The 19,794-nt window shown below is 58.0% G+C and carries 13 protein-coding genes; 4 read left to right on the top strand and 9 right to left on the bottom strand.

Annotation, left to right across the window (positions count from 1 at the left end; all coding sequences use genetic code 11):
- Positions 1-5 precede the first annotated feature (5 nt).
- Positions 6-1,142: a lactonase family protein gene (locus tag INF77_RS01170; protein WP_193532131.1), complete on the top strand. Its 1,137-nt coding sequence runs from the start codon at positions 6-8 to the stop codon at positions 1,140-1,142.
- Positions 1,143-1,161: 19 nt separating this feature from the next.
- Positions 1,162-3,072 carry a PRD domain-containing protein gene (locus tag INF77_RS01175; RefSeq protein WP_193532132.1) on the top strand — a complete coding sequence of 637 codons (1,911 nt, stop codon included), beginning with the start codon at positions 1,162-1,164 and terminating at the stop codon, positions 3,070-3,072.
- A gap of 31 nt (positions 3,073-3,103) precedes the next feature.
- On the opposite strand, the gene nrdG is transcribed toward INF77_RS01175, so the two are convergent.
- The 5 genes from nrdG to INF77_RS01200 all read right to left on the bottom strand — a co-directional run bounded on the left by nrdG (position 3,104) and on the right by INF77_RS01200 (position 10,741).
- Positions 3,104-3,568, bottom strand: coding sequence for an anaerobic ribonucleoside-triphosphate reductase-activating protein (nrdG, locus tag INF77_RS01180; protein WP_048999490.1), 465 nt, complete (start codon positions 3,566-3,568; stop codon positions 3,104-3,106).
- Between the two features lie 85 nt (positions 3,569-3,653).
- Complete coding sequence (nrdD, locus tag INF77_RS01185) at positions 3,654-5,792, bottom strand: anaerobic ribonucleoside-triphosphate reductase (protein WP_041911452.1); 2,139 nt, start codon at positions 5,790-5,792, stop codon at positions 3,654-3,656.
- A gap of 369 nt (positions 5,793-6,161) precedes the next feature.
- The gene (locus INF77_RS01190) at positions 6,162-6,734 is read right to left on the bottom strand and encodes a fructose PTS transporter subunit IIA (protein ID WP_088204682.1); all 573 of its coding nucleotides are present in this window, start codon (positions 6,732-6,734) and stop codon (positions 6,162-6,164) included.
- A 1-nt stretch (position 6,735) separates the two neighbouring features.
- Positions 6,736-9,333: a glycoside hydrolase family 38 C-terminal domain-containing protein gene (locus INF77_RS01195; RefSeq protein ID WP_193532133.1), complete on the bottom strand. Its 2,598-nt coding sequence runs from the start codon at positions 9,331-9,333 to the stop codon at positions 6,736-6,738.
- Positions 9,334-9,343: 10 nt separating this feature from the next.
- On the bottom strand, positions 9,344-10,741 hold the full coding sequence (locus INF77_RS01200) for a PTS fructose transporter subunit IIC (RefSeq protein ID WP_072058717.1): 1,398 nt from the start codon (positions 10,739-10,741) through the stop codon (positions 9,344-9,346).
- A gap of 179 nt (positions 10,742-10,920) precedes the next feature.
- Between INF77_RS01200 and INF77_RS01205 the strand changes: the two genes are divergently transcribed.
- The gene (locus tag INF77_RS01205; protein ID WP_192979081.1) at positions 10,921-11,580 is read left to right on the top strand and encodes a MurR/RpiR family transcriptional regulator; all 660 of its coding nucleotides are present in this window, start codon (positions 10,921-10,923) and stop codon (positions 11,578-11,580) included.
- Positions 11,581-11,588: 8 nt separating this feature from the next.
- On the opposite strand, the gene INF77_RS01210 is transcribed toward INF77_RS01205, so the two are convergent.
- The 4 genes from INF77_RS01210 to treR form a co-directional block, all read right to left on the bottom strand.
- Positions 11,589-12,335 (bottom strand): oligogalacturonate-specific porin KdgM family protein, encoded by a 747-nt coding sequence (locus INF77_RS01210; RefSeq protein ID WP_028015309.1) that lies wholly within the window; start codon positions 12,333-12,335, stop codon positions 11,589-11,591.
- Between the two features lie 136 nt (positions 12,336-12,471).
- Entirely contained in the window at positions 12,472-14,127 is a 1,656-nt protein-coding gene (gene treC, locus INF77_RS01215; protein WP_150144672.1) for an alpha,alpha-phosphotrehalase, read from the bottom strand.
- Positions 14,128-14,178: 51 nt separating this feature from the next.
- Positions 14,179-15,597, bottom strand: a complete 1,419-nt coding sequence (gene treB, locus INF77_RS01220) for a PTS trehalose transporter subunit IIBC (protein WP_045259643.1) — start codon at positions 15,595-15,597, stop codon at positions 14,179-14,181.
- A gap of 127 nt (positions 15,598-15,724) precedes the next feature.
- On the bottom strand, positions 15,725-16,672 hold the full coding sequence (gene treR, locus INF77_RS01225) for a trehalose operon repressor TreR (protein ID WP_028015312.1): 948 nt from the start codon (positions 16,670-16,672) through the stop codon (positions 15,725-15,727).
- 390 nt (positions 16,673-17,062) lie between these two features.
- Between treR and mgtA the strand changes: the two genes are divergently transcribed.
- Complete coding sequence (gene mgtA, locus INF77_RS01230) at positions 17,063-19,771, top strand: magnesium-translocating P-type ATPase (protein WP_193532134.1); 2,709 nt, start codon at positions 17,063-17,065, stop codon at positions 19,769-19,771.
- The last annotated feature ends 23 nt before the right edge of the window (positions 19,772-19,794 follow it).

A 19,794-nucleotide genomic window follows, 5' to 3' on the forward strand; every position in this document is an offset into this window, starting at 1 on the left:
CCACCATGCACACCCGTAACCTGCTTGTCGCTTCACTCTCAATGCTCGCCACCGCCGCCATCGCCCAGACGCAATACGCCTGGGTGGGCACCTATAATCCGAATGGTGAAGGGCTGTACCGTTTTACCGTCGACCCGCAAACCGGCGCGCTGGACGATAAAACGCTGGTGAGCAAACTGCCGAATGCGGCGCAGTTGACCCTTTCGCAAGACGGTAAAACGCTGTATCTGGCAAGCGAAGTGGAGCAGGGCGTGGTGCAGGCGCTGCGCGTCGGCGATAACGGTGAGCTGAGCGAGCTGAATCAGGTGGCCTCCGGTGGCGCCGGGCCGGTGTATCTTTCGCTAACGCCAAACGGCAAGCATCTGCTGGTGGCGAACTACGTCAGCGGATCGATTGCCGTTTTGCCCGTCAACGCGGACGGCAGCCTGGGTGACGCGACGGACAGACATCAGGACCAGGGCGAACCGGGCGCGGCGAAGCCGGAAGCGGCTGTCGAAGGTAGCTTTGCCATCAGCGATCACAACGGCCCGCATGCGCACATGATCGCCGCCGATCCGAGCGGGAAGTACGTTTTTTCCACCGATCTTGGGCTGGATCGTATCTATCAGTACCGCTTTGACGATCGAACCGGAAAGCTAACGCCGAACGATCCGCCGTTTATTAGCGCCTCTTCGAAAGGTGCCGGTCCGCGCCACTTCGTCTTTACGCCGAAAGGCGATGCCCTGTGGCTGATTAACGAAGAGGCGTCGACGCTCACCCATTATGCGCTGGACAGCAGCGGCAGGCTGAAAGAGGGCAAAACGGTCTCTGCCCTGCCGGACGGTTACAAAGGCACCAGTTTTGCTGCCGGGCTGGCGCTAAGCGCCGATGGTAAACAGCTGTATGTGGCGAACCGTTTGCATAACAGCATCGGGCACTTTACCGTAACAGCGGAGGGCACGCTGACGCATCAGGAGGATGTCTGGACGCGCGGCGACTACCCGCGCACCCTGACGCTCGATCAGCAGGGCCGCTGGCTGTACGTCATGAACCAGCGCAGCGACAACATTACCCGTTTCCGCGTGGCGCCGGACGGCAAGCTGAGCGCCGAGCCAGACTATACCCCGGTCGGCAGCCCATCCCAGATGGTCATTTCACCCTGAGCAGTAAGAGGACAACGACGTGCGATTTCCGAACCAACGTTTAGCGCAACTTTTCGATCTGTTGCAAAACGAGACGCTGCCGCAGGACGAGCTGGCGCAGCGGCTGTCGGTCTCCACGCGAACCGTCCGCGCAGATATCACCGCCCTGAACGCGCTGCTGGCGAGCCACGGCGCGCAGTTTATTCTGAGCCGGGGTAACGGCTACCAGCTTAAAATTGACGATGCCGAGCGCTATCAGCAGCTGCAGGCATCGCACCCGCGCGCGCTACGTATTCCCCGAACGGGACCGGAGCGCGTGCACTATCTGGTGGTGCGTTTCCTGACGTCGGCGTTTTCACTTAAGCTTGAAGATCTGGCCGACGAGTGGTTTGTCAGCCGCGCCACCTTGCAGAGCGACATGGTGGAAGTGCGCGAGTGGTTCCAGCGCTATAACCTGACGCTGGAAACCCGCCCGCGCCACGGCATGAAGCTGTTTGGCAGCGAGATGTCGGTCCGCGCCTGCCTGACCGATCTTCTGTGGGAGCTGGCGCAGCAGGACAGCCTTAACCCGCTGGTGACGGAGGTCGCGCTCAACGCCGGGGTACCGGAGCAGATGGTGGTCGTGCTTCACGACGCGCTCACCCGCCATCACATTCGTCTGACCGACGAAGGCGAACTGTTCCTGCGCCTGTACTGCGCGGTGTCGGTGCGGCGCATCAGCGAGGGGTATCCGCTGCCGGAATTCCACGCGGAAGATGTGGAAGAGAACGTGCGCGAGGCGGCGAAGGATATCGCGGTGGCCATTCAGGAGCTGGCGGGCAAGGCGCTTGCGCCATCGGAAGAGAGCTGGCTGTGCGTCCACATCGCGGCGCGGCAGATTCAGGAGATTGCCCCCAGCGCGATTAACGCCGACGACGACGAAGCGCTGGTCAACTATATCCTGCGCTACATCAACACCCACTATAACTACAACCTGCTCAGCGACGCGCAGCTGCACGCCGATCTGCTCACGCACATCAAAACCATGATCACCCGCGTGCGCTATCAAATCATGATCCCCAATCCGCTGCTGGACAACATCAAGCAGCACTATCCGATGGCGTGGGATATGACACTCGCGGCGGTGTCGAGCTGGGGCAAATACACGCCGTATGCGATCAGCGAAAACGAGATTGGTTTTCTGGTGCTGCACATCGGCGTGGGGCTGGAGCGCCACTACAACATCGGCTACCAGCGCCAGCCGCGCGTGCTGCTGGTGTGCGACGCCGGTAATGCGATGGTGCGCATGATCGAGGCGGTGCTCCAGCGCAAATACCCGCAGATCGAGGTGACGCGCACGCTCACTCTGCGCGAATACGAGCTGGCGGATGCCATCGGTGAAGACTTTGTCATCTCCACCGCCCGCGTGAGTGAAAAATCTAAACCGGTGGTGACGATCGCCCCGTTCCCGACCGATTATCAGTTAGAGCAGATCGGCAAGCTGGTGCTGGTGGACCGCACCCGCCCGTGGATGCTAGAGAAATACTTCGACGCGGCCCATTTTCGCATTCTCGACAAGCCTGTTGACCAGCAAACGCTGTTCCGCGAGCTGTGTGACCAGCTTGAACGCGAAGGCTTTGTCGGCGCGGAGTTTCAGGATTCGGTCGTTGAGCGTGAAGCTATCGTCAGCACCATGCTCGGCGACGGTATCGCGCTGCCGCACTCCCTCGGCCTGCTGGCACAGAAAACGGTGGTCTATACGGTGCTGGCTCCGCAGGGTATTCAGTGGGGGGATGAAACGGCGCACGTCATCTTCCTGCTCGCCATCAGCAAAAGCGAGTACGAAGAGGCGATGGCGATTTACGACATCTTCGTCACTTTCCTGCGAGAACGCGCAATGACGCGCCTGTGCCAGTGCGAGGATTTTGCGGCGTTTAAGGCTGAGGCGATGGAGAGTTTGAGCCGGTTTTGAGGCCAGGCGGATAGAGGTTATCCGCCTTCATTCACCGCAAATGATGCACAACCTGGTTGCTGCTGCCGCGCCAGATCAGGGCCGGATCTTTTAAATCCTGCACGAACTTGCCGTCCACCAGCACGTTAATTAAATCCACAACTTCCTTCTGAGCTGCATTCAGCTCATCCAGCTTATATCCCGTCCAGACCCAGATATCTTTTCCCGCGCACTCGCGGCGGATGCGCTTCACCAGCTTCAGGATCTCCGGCACGTTTTGCGGATGGAGCGGATCGCCGCCGGAGAGCGAAATCCCCTGGCGTTTGATGCGCGTGTCGTTCAGGTCGTTGATGATGCGGTCTTCCATTTCAGCGGTAAACGGCATGCCGGAATTTACGCGCCAGGTGCTTTTGTTGTAGCAGCCGGGGCACTCATGTACGCAGCCTGAAACGAACAGGGTGCAGCGGGTGCCGGGGCCGTTGACGATGTCGACGGGGTAGTACTGATGGTAGTTCATAGCGGTTAACCAAGCCGGGTACAGTGTGAGTGCGGATTGTAGGCCCGGTAAGCGTAACGCCACCGGGCATAAATGTGGCAGTGGCTCAACCGATCTGCCCATTCCCCAGATGTTTCACCCGGCGCTTCACCTCTTCCTGCTTGCCAGCGTTAAATGGACGGGCATCCGGGCTGCCGAGATAGCCGCACACGCGGCGGGTCACGGACACGCGGGCTGCATCGTGGTTACCGCATTTCGGGCAGGTAAAGCCTTTACTGGTGCACTCAAACTCACCGGTAAAGCCGCACTCGTAGCACTCGTCGATTGGCGTATTGGTCCCGTAATACGGCACGTGCTGATAGCTATAATCCCACACGTCTTCCAGCGCCTTCAGGTTGTGCTGGATGTTCGGGTACTCGCCGTAGCAGATGAAGCCGCCGCTGGCGATGGGCGGATAGGCCGCTTCGAAGTCGATCTTGTCGTACGGGTTTACCTTTTTCTCCACGTCGAGGTGGAAGCTGTTGGTGTAGTACCCTTTGTCGGTCACGCCTTCCACAATCCCGAACTCGGCGGTGTCCAGACGGCAGAAGCGGTCGCACAGGTTCTCGCTCGGCGTACTGTAAAGGCTAAACCCGTAGCCAGTTTCCTCTTTCCACTGGTCAACCGCGTCGCGCAGGCGCTGGACAATCGCAATGCCTTTTTCGCGCAGGGCCGCGCTGTCGTACATATGCGCGTCGCCAGACAGGGCGTTGATGGTTTCGTGGATGCCGATATAGCCCAGCGAAATCGACGCGCGGCCGTTTTTGAAGATCTCGGACACGTCATCGTCCGCCTTCAGGCGCACGCCGCAGGCCCCTTCCATATAGAGGATGGGCGCCACGCGGGCTTTCACCCCTTCAAGGCGTGCGATACGGGTCATCAGCGCCTTACGCGCCAGCTGCAGGCGTTCATCCAGCAGTTTCCAGAATTCAGCTTCATTGCCTTTGGCCTCCAGCGCGATGCGCGGCAGGTTCAGGCTGATGACGCCCAGGTTGTTACGCCCGTCGTGGATCTGCTCGCCGTTTTCATCCTCGTACACCCCGAGGAAGCTGCGGCAGCCCATAGGCGTTTTAAACGAACCGGTGACTTTTACCACCTGGTCGTAGTTCAGAATGTCCGGGTACATGCGCTTGCTCGCGCACTCCAGCGCCAGCTGTTTGATGTCGTAGTTCGGATCGCCAAACTTGTGGTTCAGGCCGTCGCGGATGGCAAACACCAGTTTCGGGAACACCGCGGTTTTGCGGTTCTTGCCGAGGCCGGAAATACGGTTGCGCAGAATGGACTGCTGGATCAGGCGTGATTCCCAGCTGGTGCCCAGGCCAAAACCGAAGGTTACAAACGGCGTCTGTCCGTTGGCGGTGTGCAGCGTGTTCACTTCATATTCCAGCGACTGGAACGCGTCGTAGCACTCTTTTTCGGTACGGGAGTGCGCATAGCCGTCCGCGTCCGGGATCTGCCACTCTTCGGCAGTTTTCCGATGCTTGTTGAAGCTCGCCGTCACGAACGGGGCCAGCACTTCGTCAATGCGGTTAATGGTGGTCCCGCCATAAATGTGGCTCGCCACCTGAGCGATGATCTGCGCCGTTACCGCTGTCGCCGTGGAGATCGACTTAGGCGGTTCAATCTCGGCGTTACCCATTTTAAAGCCCTGGGTCAGCATGCCTTTAAGGTCGATCAGCATGCAGTTGAACATCGGGAAGAACGGCGAGTAATCGAGGTCGTGATAGTGGATCTCGCCGCGCTCGTGTGCCGAGACCACGTCGCGCGGCAGCAGATGCTGGCGGGCATAGTGTTTGGCGACGATACCGGCCAGCAGATCGCGCTGGGTCGGGATCACTTTGCTGTCTTTGTTGGCGTTTTCATTGAGCAGGGCAGAGTTGGTCTGCTCCACCAGGCCACGGATCTCCTGATTGAGGCGACCGCGCTTCTCACGCTGCACGTCGCGATCGTGGCGATACTCAATGTAGGCGCGGGCTAACTGTTTGTAGGGGCCAGCCATCAGCTGGTTTTCAACCGCGGTCTGGATCTCGTTGATATCGACCTGGCTGCGTTCAGTCATCTGGCTGCTAACGACTTCTGCGACGGTGGCGCAGTAATCTGCGTCATCGACTCCCGCTGCTTTAGCTGCACGCAGAATGGCTTCCTGGATGCGCTCTGATTTAAACGGCACTTTACAGCCATCACGTTTCATCACATGCGGTGTCATGATCACTCCATTTTTAAAAACAGGTTATCCACAGAGGTGGAGAAGTATTCACCGGACGTATTCCCCGTCAGGCCAAAGACTTCCCCCGTTCCCAGCTCGTGTTATCCACAATTCCGGCCAGCGTAAGCGCCGTCTTGTTGTTGGAATAGTAGACGATTAATACAAGATGTTGGGTCGGCGTGCATTTTAAGTTCTACATATAGTGATTTGCATCAAACAAGTTTGCGATTTATTTGATGCAGAACAAAGTAAAAAGACGAGAGTACAAACGGCGGGCGCTTCAGCCTTTGTAAAGACGCGAAGGAAAAATCTGATTAATTATTCAACAAAAACAAGCGCTCAACGTGGTACATGCTGAGCGCCGTTCGGTTAACTCACCGCGCAGGCCCAGCTCAATCCTGCCTGTAAAAAGGCTGCGGTAGCGATACTGCCCAGTATCACCGGAATGAGAAGGGAGCGGTCAGGGGCCGCATCCTGTTTTTGAGGTTCTTCAGCACTCAGGGCGGACATCGCCTCTTCCCGGGTGCGCGCCGCCAGAAGCTGCGCGCGCACTCGATCTTCTGTCAATAAACTGGTCAGCGTCGTCAGCAGCTGCATATGGGTACTGCCTGCTTCCGCGGGCGGAATGGCGAGCAGGAAAACCATTCTGACCTCTTCATCACCGTCCAGCCCCGGCCAGCGTATCGGGTCGTCAAAGAGTGCCACACAAAACGCCGCCTGCTGCACCGCCTCGGTTTTACCGTGCGGAACGGCGAGCGCTTCACCCAGCGCGGTAGGGCCTTCGCTTTCGCGCTGTAACACGCTCTGGATGAATGTTTCTTCATCGCAGATGATTTTTCGCCTGGCGAGCGGTTCGGCGAGCCAGCGGATCAGCGCTTCAGGCGTACGGTGCGGCGGGTTGATAAAAACCAGATCGGGGTGCGTCAATGCAAGCAAGTTCATATTAAGCCTCCATCAAAAAATCGCAGGTTGCGAAAGGGGGGATTGCCGTTACCGGCGGCACAGGCTCTTCCAGATAGTTGATCTGACGTAGCCCCACCAGACTTTCCGGGACGGGAACCGGCTGCGTCCCGGCGTTAAACACCCGGACGACGGTGCCATTCGACCGTTGCGCATGGGGCAGGGCAGAAAGGACTAGCGGCTCCGGCAGGGTCAATAATGAGAATTGTGCCGGAAGCTGATGCTCGGGCAGACGCAACGCAAAGCGCTCAAGACGGTGATCGAGCGTGTGTAACGATTGCCGTTGGTAGGTGAAAGGCTGTCCGGCCGCCTGATTTTCCAGTTGGCGAAGCGTGAGATGATCGGCGCTGTCGGCCAGCGCGACGGTAAATGAAAAGTGCAGCGGTTTCAGTAACTGGGCGTCGGGGGTCTCAACCACCGTATTATTAATGCCGGACGCCCGGCCCGGTCGCCAGTCGAGATCGTTGCGCCCGAGCACGCCCGTCGCTTTAAATAACGACAGGGCAATCGTCGCGGGTTCGCTGCCGATAATCTGAAATTCCTTCATACCGCGACTATTCACCACCAGCGCTTTGCCCGCTTCCGCGACAGCAATAATGCCTTCGGTGGTTTCGATATCCACGGGCATCTCGCGATAGCGCTCCTGCCAGTTTCCACTCTCACACCCCGTATCGCGCTGGATTATCGCGAAGGGCTGGGAGGCGATAGCGTGACGGGTGCGAATATCGCTGCCGATCAGTAAACGTAGCCGGTGATCGCAGTGGCTGTTTTCCAGCGAAGCCTCGACGTACAGGTTCGGATCGTCTTCGCGTAATGTGCACTCCAGACGAATGGATAACGGCGTTCGGGCAGTATCCTGGCGTCCGGCGAGATCTGGCGGAAGAAACAGGATGGCTTCAACGATCAGCTTTTCGACAAGCGGCGTTTTCAGGCAGCCGACGAGTGTGAAATGGTCGCATCGCGTCGGCGTATCGCCCGCAAGCGGTGAGAAATCGTAGCTGTCGCCGGCATCCGCACAGTCTTCAAGGGTAAAGAACGAGGGGATGCATCTGCCGCTGCGTTTGTCGTGCAGGGTTAGCGTTCCGTCGTCCAGCGTTAATCGATACTGTGCATTCTCTATCTCGCTGCCCGTTGTCTGTTCAGGCTGCCGGAAAGGCGCCGGGTCATCTTCAACGTTAACGCTGAGATAGCCGACCGGCGGCAGAACCGGTGTTTTCACAGCAACGTGCCAGCGGTAATAAGGGGGAAGGGGCGTTTCACACTCGCCTTCGGCGTTAAGGGAGATCGCCGTTCCGCCGGGCAACACGTCTCTTTTCAGGACGTCGAAGGGGATGGCCTGCCCCTGATACATCAGGGCGATATTTTCAGCGCGGCTATAGAGAGTGGTTTTCACCACGCGCTGCGTTTGCGTGCCCAGCGGGTTAAAAATCAGCAGATCGCCTTCCCGAGCGCAGGCGGCGGCCAGGGTTTTCACCACCAGATTCCACAGGCTGTGGCACAGCTGTTCGGTTTGCTCCAGTCGATGCAAAATATCACGGTTGGTGGCATCGCTGTTACAGCCGCCGATGGAGTCATGGGCATGGCTTCGCAACAGCTTCTTCCAGAGCGTATCGACCACCGAGAGGTTGACCGGCAGCCCCTGGTGACGCGCCATGGCGATTGTCGGCTCCAGCTGCCGCAGGATGAACTGCTCAACTGCATCATTTTTCTTTTTAATGTCGTAGCGCACGGAGCCGATCGTTTTATGGATGCGGGTGTAGCGCGGCGATTTCAGCTCTCCTTCCCAGAATTCAAACTGCTCACGCTGCGCGCGCAGAATGTCGACGTATCGCTCCAGCGAACTGATGACGTACCGGTCCTCATCCGGGGAGCGTGCGCTGGCGACCTGCAGGATTTTCGGCAGCGCCGGGTCGATGCTGACCTGATCGCCGCCGCAGGGCAGCAGCAGGTCATTTATTCCGGCCCGCGAGCGCAGGAGATTGACCATCGGATAGATTTTTCCCTGCAAATGGCTCGCGTCTGAAGAGATGTTTTTAGCCGCGCCATAACCGAGCGCCATCGCGCAGGCGATAACTGTCTCCCCTGACGGCGCGCGCCAGAGGAACTGGCTGCTTTTCGCCTGTCTGTCGTGATCGATGCCGCGCCAGAAGACGATGTTGTCGATATTGCAGCCCTGCAAAATCGTGGGCATCTGCGCATTGTGGCCGAAGGTATCCGGAAGATACCCAACCTGCATGGCGTGCCCCAGCTTACGGGCAGAGAAGATGCCGTATTTGAGGTTGCGGATAATGGATTCGCCATGCACGTTGTAGGTGTCCGTCTGGGTATACCACGGCCCCACAAAAATCCTTTTCGCTCTGACCAGCGTCTCCAGCCTGGTGCGATACTCGGGATTGATGGCGAGAAAGTCCTCTACCACCGCCATCTGTCCGTCAAGGTGATAGCAGCTGTAAGCCGGGTCCTGCTCCAGCGTGTCGATGACGTCCGCAAAGTTATATGACGCCAGCACCATGCTGTCCTGACGGGTGAAATACCACTCCTGATCCCAGTGCGTATGGGCAATGACGTGGATCTGATTCATGACCTTCCCCTTAGCTGGCGTTCTTTGGGCTGACGTAAAGCACGCCCAGGGCGCAAATCAGTGCGCCAATAAAGACGCTCGCCAGGTAGCCCGCCACGTTGGTTGCCAGCGGCCAGCCCCAGATGGCAGGCAGCGGCAGCGTCTGCTTCACGCCGAGTGCAATGGCGACCAGCGCGCCGGCGACGGCACCGGTCATGAACACCGGGATCAGACGTGGGTTTTTCAGGATGAACGGGATCGCGCCTTCGGAGATCCCAATCACGCCCAACAGCAACGAGGTGCTGCCAACGGTTTTCTCTTCCCGGCTAAAAACATCCGGTAGTCCAAAGCGGCCGTTGAGGAACGCGGCAAAGCCGACACCAATAGAGGGGATCACGATGGAGAGTTCGCGGGCGGTGAGATCAAACGTTTCGCTCATGCCATTCAGGCCGAGCGCGACTGAGCCTGCCGCCTTGTTGACCGGGCCGCCCAGGTCGAACGCGGTGCCTGCGGCGATCATCGCGGAATAGAATCCGCGCCCGGTGTCACCTGCCGAGGTAAAAAAGACCACCATCAGCTGGTTAAGCGAGCCGAAAATCGGGTTAATCAAATATTCCATGACCATCACCAGCGTAATGCCGGTGATAAGCGGGACGACAAGCATGGTCTTGATGGTGGTGAGCTGCTGGCGGACGTGAATGGAATCATTCAGCCAGCGCACCAGATAGCCCACAAAAAAGCCAATGCCGATCGCGCCGAAAAAGCCGGACGGCATAAAGCCTTCGATATCAAAGAAGCGCTTGTAGACCTCGTCTGACATGATGCCGCCGATAAGTCCGGGGATCAGCGCCGGTTTGCCGGCAATGGAAAACGCCAGATACATGGCGAAAACCGGATACATGAACTTAATGGTCATAAAGCCCACTTTATCCAGCACGCTGAACGGCGAATGGTCGATGTTAATAAACTGGCCGGTAATTTTGGCCGTTGCCATCATCAGCCCGCCCATGACCACCACCGGCAGCATATAGCTGATGGCCGCCATGATATGGCCAATAAAAATCTGGTAAGCCGAAGGCTGGAGTTCGTCTTCATGTACGACAGTCGTGACGTTTTTTTCCATGGCAAGCGCCTGACGCAGATAGCGATCGGTATGCTTGATCAGCTCTTGCGTGCGGGTCTGAAGGTGGGGAATGTTTTCAAAGCGCTCGGCATCCTGAATGGGGACGTCGGTTGCCAGAATAATGGCCGTGGCGGAGGCGATATCCTGCTTCGTTAAGCGGTTTTTAACGCCGTCGCTGCCCTGCGTTTCGACCTTAACCTCAATATTGTGCTCTTTAGCCCATGCAATAATTTTATTCGCCGCCATAAAGGTATGTGCAATGCCCGTCGGGCACGCCGTCACCGCGACAACTTTTTGTTTCGTCATTGTCATAATTCCCTGGATGTGAAAACAGGGAAAGTATAAAGAGAACCTAAAACAGTTTTTAACGTTTGCTAATACTAATTACGTATCGTGATACGCGTAAATGCAATGTGTGAAGCGCCTTCCAGAGACTATTTCTCTGTTGTGTTAATATCATGCCGGGATTAAACAGGGTGTAATATATGAATTCATTCCAGGGAAGTGAACGCTTGATATTTGAATACATTCAGCATCACGCGTGTAATATTTCTAATATTTCGGCAAAAGAGATTGCCCGTGATACCTTTACAACGACAACATCCGTTAATCGTGTGTGTAAAAAAATGGGATATAAAAGCTATACCGAGCTTCGGTATCGTTTTTTACGCGATCATTTTACCTCTGCGCCTGCAGTGCCCGACGCGGGTCCGCAGGCGGACGACATTGTGGCGGAGGTGTCCAGACTGCTCATCCATTCCAGCCATATCTATCTGTACGCACGCGGCGCCTCGCTTACCAGCCTCAACTACCTGTCGCGCTTTTTATCGCTGGCGAGCCTGCCGCATCTTATTTTGAATGACATGCACCAGCTGACACGGGTATCGAAGGGGACGCTGGTGCTGATCAGCAAATCCGGGGAGACACAGTCGCTGATAGAAATGGCGCGAAACGCGCTGCGCAAGGGCTTAAAGATTATTGCAATTACCCGTCAGGGGGCGACGCTGGCGTCGATCTCAACGCTATGCTGGCCGTTATCGATCGACATTAACGCGGTATCGCTGTATCAGCGGGAGGGCCAGCTTGAACTGTTAAGCGCCGTGGACCGTATCGGCTGCAGGCTGCTGCAGCACGATACGGTGTAGTCAGGCCGTCAGAGCTGCTTCACTATCCCCAGACGTACGGCATAATCATTTTCATGGTTGCCGTCATTGTTGATATAGGTTTTATCCAGTGACACCAGCTCGACGTAAGGCGTCCAGCCATCGTCGAGCTGGTAGTTGAACGCAACGGTATGCTCCCAGTAGGTATCATCCCCGGTTCCCTGATCGACATTATCCTGCCAGCGGAAGCGCGGGTTGTAGGACATACCGAATTTGCCAATGTTGTACGCGAACCAAATGTCGAACTGGTGTGACTGGCGGCGGGTATAGCCGCTGCCGTCGAGTTCTTTGTCGCTGTGCGCGTCATTGATGGTGTTATAACGGTAACGGGCAGAGAGGTTCAGACCGTTATCAAACGCTTTCCAGCCCTGAATGAAGGGGCGATAGTGGGTATTACTGGGGGTGAAAACCGTCACCATGCCAGGCGCAACGGCAAAGCCATTGCCCAGATTGAAGCGCCAGCGCGTTTCAATCTCCTGTGCCGCCTCCGTTAATCCTTTGTCATCGGGATTATTTCGGTCGGTATCACCAAAAAAGGTGTCGTTATGGTTTTGTGCGGCTTCAACGGAGAAGTAAAAACCGTTATCCGCCTGATGCATAACCTTAATACGAGAATCATTTACGTCAGAGCGCGTATTATGGCCAAAGCGAAGGTCGACGGACGTATTTCCGCACCATCCCTGTGTGCTCAATAATAATGCGCTAATACACGTTACTTTAATAATTGTCTTTTTCATCATGTCCTGCCGAGGTTATTTAATTGGCAAGACTATTTTTATTTTCGGTACGCCGTGATGTAAAAGTTATCGTCGTACATTTAGCGTATCGCTAAACATAAAAAAAGGAGATACAGCATGCTGTATCTCCTGTCGTTTATTCCTGCACCCACCAGATGGCTTCAAACGGACGCAGTTGCAGCGTATCGGGACGAGAGGGGACGTCCTCATAGTTGCTGAGTGAGACCTGCCATGCGCCCTGTACCGGGTCCGGCTGCCACTGCTGGCGCTCTCGGCTCAGGTTTGCCACCACCATCAGCGTCTGGCCCTGCCACTGGCGGCGATAGCACCACAGGGAAGGGTGTTCCGGCAGGAGATCTTCATAATCTCCCCACGTCAGCACCGGGAGGGCTTTGCGCAGACGAATCAGCGACTGATAGGTGTAGAACACTGAATCCGGGTCGTCCAGCGCCGTACGGGCATTCACGGTTTCATAGTTATCGCAGACCCCAATCCACGGCTCGCCCTCGGTAAAGCCCGCATTGTGCGACGCGTCCCACTGCATTGGGGTTCGCCCGTTATCGCGGGATTTACTCGCCAGAATCGCCAGTAATTCATCCGGCTCACGGCCATTGGCCCGCAGTTCAGCGAACATGTTCAGGCTTTCCACGTCGCGGTAGTCGGTGATGCGGCTGAAGTGCGGGTTGGTCATGCCCAGCTCTTCACCCTGATAGATGTACGGCGTGCCCTGCATGCCGTGCAGCACCATGCCGAGCATCTTTGCAGCGTGAACGCGGTGTTCCCCTTCGTCGCCAAAGCGCGACACGATGCGCGGCTGGTCGTGGTTACACCAGAACAGCGCGTTCCAGGCTTTGTTGTGCATCCCCTGCTGCCAGTGGCGGAAGAGGGTTTTCAGCGCCACAAAGTCCGGCTTTGCCTTCGTCCACTTTTCGCCGCCGGGGTAGTCCACCTTCAGGTGGTGGAAGTTAAAGGTCATCGACAGCTCGCGCCCGTCGAGCGACGCGTACTGCTGGCAGTTCTCCAGCGAGGTTGACGACATCTCGCCCACCGTCATCAGGTTGCGCGGGGTGAAGACGTCGCGGCTCATCTCCTGGAGATATTCGTGGATGCGCGGGCCGTCAGTGTAGAAGCGGCGACCGTCGCCAATGGTGTCGTCCGGGAAATCCTGATCTTTAGAGATGAGGTTAATCACGTCCAGACGCAAGCCGTCCACGCCGCGATCGGCCCAGAACTCGCATACCTTTTTCAGCTCGGCGCGCACCGCCGGGTTTTCCCAGTTGAGATCTGCCTGCTCGGGCGCGAAAAGGTGAAGATAATACTGCTCGCTCTCGGCGTGCCAGCGCCAGGCGTTGCCGCCAAACTTGGAGCGCCAGTTGTTGGGGAGCTGCTCCGGCGTGCCGTCGCGCCAGATGTAGAACTGGCGGTACGGGCTCTCTTTGTTCAGCGACTCGCGGAACCATGCGTGCTGCGTGGAAGTATGGTTAAACACCATATCCAGCACGATGCGAATGCCGCGTTCGTGCGCTTCGGCAACCAGCTCGTCAAAGTCATCCAGCGTGCCGAAGGACGGGTCGATGGCGGTGTAATTCGCCACGTCGTAGCCGTTATCCACCTGCGGGGAAATATAAAACGGCGTCAGCCAGATGGCGTCGATGCCGAGGGTTTTCAGGTAATCCAGCCGCTGCGTCACGCCGCGCAGATCGCCGGTGCCGCTGCCGGTGGTGTCCTGAAAACTCTTTGGGTAAATCTGGTAGATGACGCCGTTCTGCCACCAGTGAGGAAGGGTATTCATAGTGCGTTCCTGCAAATGCGAAGGGGCGCAATTGCGCCCCGAAAGATGAAGTTAAACAATCTGCAGCGTGCCCTGACGGAACTTACGCTGGTAAACCACGGTGGTGAGCGCCATGGGGACGATAATCGCCACCGCCATGGCCAGGGCAAACACCTGCCAGAAAGTAGGCTGGATGGAGAGGATCCCCGGCAGGCCGCCGACGCCAATCCCGTTCGCCATCACGCCGTTCAGGCCGCACAGCAGGCCCGCCAGGCCAGAGCCGATCATCGCGCAGAGCATCGGGAAGCGGTACTTCAGGTTGATGCCGTACATCGCCGGTTCGGTGACGCCGAGATAGGCGGAGATGGCCGCCGGAACGGAGATCTCACGCTCGTTGTGCTTACGGCTAACGATAATGATGCCGGTCACCGCAGAGGCCTGTGCGATGTTAGAGAGGGCGATAATCGGCCAGACCGGGGTACCGCCGAGGCTCTGAATCATCTGCATATCGATGGCCAGCGTGGTCTGGTGCACGCCGGTGATCACCAGCGGGGCATACAGGAAGCCAAACAGCGCGGCACCGATTGGCGCGAAGCTGCCGGTCATCAGATGACGCACCGCGAAGGCCACGCCGTCGCCGATCATGCGGCCAAACGGACCGATAAAAGCGTGCGCCAGGAAGACGGCCAGGATCAGCGAGCAGACCGGCACCACCACCAGGTAGAGGTAATCCGGCACGATGCGCTTCAGACGCGTCTCAATAAAGCCCAGCGCCAGACCCGCCAGCAGGGCCGGAATGACCTGCGCCTGATAGCCCACCTTGGCGATGGTAAACAGGCCGAAGTTCCATACCTCAGGCACCTGCTGACCAAGTAAGTAAGCGTTCATTAACTGCGGAGAGACCAGCGTGACGCCCAGTACGATACCGAGAATTGGCGTACCGCCCATCTTGCGCACGGCGGACCAGCAAATCCCCACCGGCAGATAGAAGAAAATCGCTTCGCCAATCAGCCACAGGAAGTCATAGATGCTTTGCAGCGCCGGGTACATCTGCGCCAGGGTTTTACCGTCGCTCATCGGCACATCGCCGATGACGTTACGGAAGCCCAAAATTAAGCCCCCGCTGATCAGCGCCGGCAGCAGCGGGAAGAAGATTTCTGCAAAGTGGGAAATCAGCTGCTCGTGCCACTTCATATTCTGGCGCGCCGCCTTCTTCGCCTGCTCTTTATCGGCAGAAGAGTGTCCGGTGGTCGCCAGCAGAGCCTGATAGTAATCGCCCACTTCGGTACCAATCACCACCTGGAACTGTCCGGCGTTGGTGAAGCAGCCTTTCACCATGGAAAGCTCTTCAATCGCCTTCGGGTTGGCCTTGGCCGGATCGTTCAGCACGAAGCGCAGGCGGGTTATGCAATGGCTGACGGTGGCGATGTTTTCGCGGCCGCCGACCAGGACGATCAGCCGATCGATATCTGCTTGTTTGACTTTACTCATCATGAAACCTCATGACAGATGTTGAGGGGGGTAATGACCTGAGCGCAAGCCTACTCCTTCAGCGTGACGGCGAAAATGGGAACGTTCCCGAAATCGGGCGAAGATCACAATAAACGATTCAGGGGGGTTATGAGAGACGGGCAGGAATAACGATCTGGCGCGGCTCGCTCCGCCCGTTGATCTGCTCGATCAGCTGCGCGGCGGCCTGTCTGCCGGACTCGGCGTAGCCCGGATCGACGGTGATAATTTCAGGGTGCAGGAACTTCATCAGCGGCGTGCTGCCGACGCTCGCCACCTGCAGGTTATCAATGCGCTGCTCCTGCAGATACTTGCTGGCACCCAGCGCAAGGGTGTCCGTGGCGCACACCAGCGCGGTGGTCTGCGGCGTCAGGACGCTGGCGACCTGCTCGTAGCCCTGCTTCATGCCCAGCCCCGGTAGGGAGGCCACGGCAGGAAGATTGTGCTTTTTGCAAAAGGCCAGATAGGCCTCGTGGCGGCGCTTGCCGGTGGTAACGTCCGCGTGCGGCACGCCCAGATAGCTGATGTGGCGGTGGCCTTCTTCGTACAGGCGCTGCATCAGGGTGATAATCGCCCCCTCATCGTCATAACAGACGGAGGCAAAGCCGTGGGCATCGCGCGCCAGCAGCACCAGCGACGGCTGCCAGTGTTTCAGCATCTCCTCGTCAATGCCGGTAAAACCAAACAGCACCACGCCGTCAATGTTACGGCGCTGGAGCATGCCGAGATGTTCTTCCACCAGCTGTGGCGAGAACTGGCTCTCCATCATGATCGGATCATAGCCCTGCTCGTAGAAGGCAGGCAGCATGGTCTGAACGGCGAGGTTTTCGGAGAGGGAATCCAGACGCGAAACGATGATCGCAACCACTTTATCGCTCTGCCCGCGCATGGCGCGCGCGGAGCGGGAAGGGGAAAAACCGTGCTGATTCATGACCGCCTCAACGCGCTCGCGGGTGCGTTCGCTGACGCCGCTTTCGTTGTTCAGCACGCGTGAGACGGTTGATTTCCCCACGCCGCTTAAACGCGCGATGTCTTTAATCGTAAGGCGGTTCTGCATGCTGTATTCCCTGTAACAACGACAAAATGGTCAATTGAGCCTAATGCTATAGCGCGATTTCGCTATGGGCAAAGTCTGGTTTACGTACTGTTTATTTGCAGGCGCGTATAATACCGCCCGAATCGTCACAAAGGGTACGCTTAAATCTTTATACTGCGCGGCGACACCCTGTTTTTTTACTTACCGGAGGCTTTATGGATCCCGATCCCGCACCTCTCCTGAATGGGAGAATTTGTTCTTTCCGGTAAGCCAGCTTTTGCTGTCTCACCGGTAATGTGAGGCAGCAACGTCCCAAACGTTCCTGCTTGAAAAATTGAGTGCCTGACAGGTACGGCTTTGCCACGCCTGAAGGGAATGCTGCGTCCGCCTGGCGGATGCGGAGGAATGTCTATGTTTAAAAATATCACCCGGCAGCTGCAGGCGCTGCTGAGCCGCCATCTGCCACACCGTCTTGTTCAGCGCGACCCGCTGCCCAATGCCAAAAACATGGCAGGAGCGGCGATCCCGGCGTCCCTGACCGAACGCTGCCTGAACGTGGCGGCGATGGATGAAAACGAAGTCTGGCGCGCCTTTGGCGGCCATCCGGAAGGGCTGAACGCGTCTGAAGTGGAAAAAATCCGCGCCATGCACGGCGATAACCAGATCCCGGCGCAGAAGCCCTCTCCGTGGTGGGTGCACCTGTGGCTCTGCTACCGCAACCCGTTCAACCTGCTGCTGACCGTGCTCGGCATCATCTCTTACGCGACGGAAGATCTCTTTGCCGCGGGCGTGATTGCCCTGATGGTGGGTATCTCCACGCTGCTGAACTTCATTCAGGAAGCCCGCTCCACCAAAGCGGCGGACGCCCTGAAGGCGATGGTCAGCAACACCGCGACCGTCTCGCGCGTGATTAACGACCTCGGCGAAAACGCCTGGGTTGAGCTGCCCATTGACCAGCTGGTGCCGGGCGACCTGGTGAAGCTGGCGGCGGGAGACATGATCCCGGCGGATTTACGCATCATCCAGGCGCGCGATTTGTTCGTGGCGCAGGCCTCCCTGACCGGCGAGTCCCTGCCCGTTGAGAAGGTATCGCGCAGCCGCGACCCGCAGCAGATGAACCCGCTCGAGTGCGACACCCTGTGCTTTATGGGCACCACGGTGGTCAGCGGCACGGCGCAGGCGATTGTCACCGCCACCGGCGGCAATACCTGGTTTGGACAGCTTGCCGGGCGCGTCAGCGAGCAGGAGAGCGAGCCGAATGCGTTCCAGAAAGGGATTGGCCGCGTCAGCATGCTGCTGATCCGCTTTATGATGGTTATGACGCCAATCGTGCTGCTGATCAACGGCTACACCAAGGGCGACTGGTGGGAGGCGGCGCTGTTTGCGCTCTCCGTGGCCGTCGGCCTGACGCCGGAAATGCTGCCGATGATTGTTACCTCCACGCTGGCGCGCGGGGCGGTCAAACTCTCTAAACAAAAGGTGATCGTCAAACACCTCGACGCCATCCAGAACTTTGGCGCAATGGACATTCTCTGCACCGATAAAACCGGCACCCTGACGCAGGATAAAATCGTGCTGGAGAACCACACCGACATCGCCGGTAAAACCAGCGAGCGCGTGCTCCACAGCGCGTGGCTGAACAGCCACTACCAGACCGGGCTGAAAAACCTGCTCGACGTGGCGGTGCTGGAAGGCGTGGACGAGGAGGCCGCCCGTACGCTCTCCGGCCGCTGGCAGAAGGTGGACGAAATCCCGTTCGACTTCGAGCGCCGCCGCATGTCGGTGGTGGTCAGCGAGCAGCCGGACGTGCACCAGCTGATCTGCAAAGGCGCGCTGCAGGAGATCCTGAACGTCTCCACGCAGGTGCGCCATAACGGGGAGATCGTGCCGCTGGACGACACCATGCTGCGCCGCATCAAGCGCGTCACCGACAACCTGAATCGTCAGGGGCTGCGCGTGGTGGCGGTGGCGAGCAAATTCCTGCCCGCGCGGGAGGGGGACTATCAGCGTATCGACGAATCCGATTTGATCCTCGAGGGTTACATCGCATTCCTCGATCCGCCGAAAGAGACCACCGCACCGGCGCTGAAGGCGCTGAAGGCGAGCGGCATCACCGTCAAAATTCTCACCGGCGACAGCGAGCTGGTGGCGGCCAAAGTGTGTCACGAAGTGGGGCTGGACGCGGGCGACGTGGTGGTTGGGAGCGACATTGAGCACCTCACCGACGACGAACTGGCGCAGCTTGCCCAGCGCACGACGCTGTTTGCCCGCCTGACGCCGATGCACAAAGAGCGCATTGTGACGCTGCTGCGTCGTGAAGGGCACGTGGTGGGCTTTATGGGCGACGGCATCAACGATGCGCCCGCGCTGCGTGCGGCGGACATTGGCATCTCCGTGGACGGCGCCGTGGATATCGCCCGTGAAGCGGCGGATATCATCCTGCTGGAAAAGAGCCTGATGGTGCTGGAGGAGGGCGTCATCGAAGGGCGTCGCACCTTCGCCAACATGCTCAAATACATCAAAATGACCGCCAGCTCCAACTTCGGTAACGTCTTCAGCGTGCTGGTGGCGAGCGCGTTTCTGCCGTTCCTGCCGATGCTGCCGCTGCACCTGCTGATCCAGAACCTGATGTACGATGTCTCTCAGGTAGCGATCCCGTTTGATAACGTGGATGACGAGCAGATCCAGAAGCCGCAGCGCTGGAACCCGGCCGATTTGGGCCGCTTCATGCTGTTCTTTGGGCCGATCAGCTCCATCTTCGACATTCTGACCTTCTGCCTGATGTGGTTTGTGTTCCACGCCAACACCCCGGAACACCAGACGCTGTTCCAGTCCGGCTGGTTCGTGGTAGGGCTGCTGTCCCAGACGCTGATTGTGCACATGATCCGCACGCGCCGCATTCCGTTTATCCAGAGCCGTGCCGCGTGGCCGCTGATTGTAATGACGGGCATTGTGATGGCGCTGGGTATCGCGCTGCCGTTCTCGCCGCTGGCAAGCTACCTGCAGCTGCAGGCGCTGCCGCTGAGCTACTTCCCGTGGCTGGTGGCGATTCTTGCGGGTTATATGGTGCTGACCCAGATGGTGAAAGGGTTCTATGCGCGTCGATATGGGTGGCAGTAAGCTCATTTTGCCACAATCCAAAC

Origin of the sequence: Enterobacter cloacae complex sp. P1B, assembly GCF_014982345.1 — a bacterium.
GTDB lineage: Bacteria > Pseudomonadota > Gammaproteobacteria > Enterobacterales > Enterobacteriaceae > Enterobacter > Enterobacter bugandensis.

Bases quoted from the DNA above. Each gene is read 5' to 3' on its own strand.
- nrdG (WP_048999490.1), bottom strand. From the start codon at position 3,568: ATGAACTACCATCAGTACTACCCCGTCGACATCGTCAACGGCCCCGGC.
- nrdD (WP_041911452.1), bottom strand. From the start codon at position 5,792: ATGACACCGCATGTGATGAAACGTGATGGCTGTAAAGTGCCGTTTAAA.
- treB (WP_045259643.1), bottom strand. From the start codon at position 15,597: ATGAGTAAAGTCAAACAAGCAGATATCGATCGGCTGATCGTCCTGGTC.
- INF77_RS01195 (WP_193532133.1), bottom strand. From the start codon at position 9,333: ATGAATCAGATCCACGTCATTGCCCATACGCACTGGGATCAGGAGTGG.
- INF77_RS01205 (WP_192979081.1), top strand. From the start codon at position 10,921: ATGAATTCATTCCAGGGAAGTGAACGCTTGATATTTGAATACATTCAG.
- INF77_RS01190 (WP_088204682.1), bottom strand. From the start codon at position 6,734: ATGAACTTGCTTGCATTGACGCACCCCGATCTGGTTTTTATCAACCCG.
- INF77_RS01200 (WP_072058717.1), bottom strand. From the start codon at position 10,741: ATGACGAAACAAAAAGTTGTCGCGGTGACGGCGTGCCCGACGGGCATT.
- INF77_RS01170 (WP_193532131.1), top strand. From the start codon at position 6: ATGCACACCCGTAACCTGCTTGTCGCTTCACTCTCAATGCTCGCCACC.
- treC (WP_150144672.1), bottom strand. From the start codon at position 14,127: ATGAATACCCTTCCTCACTGGTGGCAGAACGGCGTCATCTACCAGATT.
- INF77_RS01210 (WP_028015309.1), bottom strand. From the start codon at position 12,335: ATGAAAAAGACAATTATTAAAGTAACGTGTATTAGCGCATTATTATTG.
- treR (WP_028015312.1), bottom strand. From the start codon at position 16,672: ATGCAGAACCGCCTTACGATTAAAGACATCGCGCGTTTAAGCGGCGTG.
- mgtA (WP_193532134.1), top strand. From the start codon at position 17,063: ATGTTTAAAAATATCACCCGGCAGCTGCAGGCGCTGCTGAGCCGCCAT.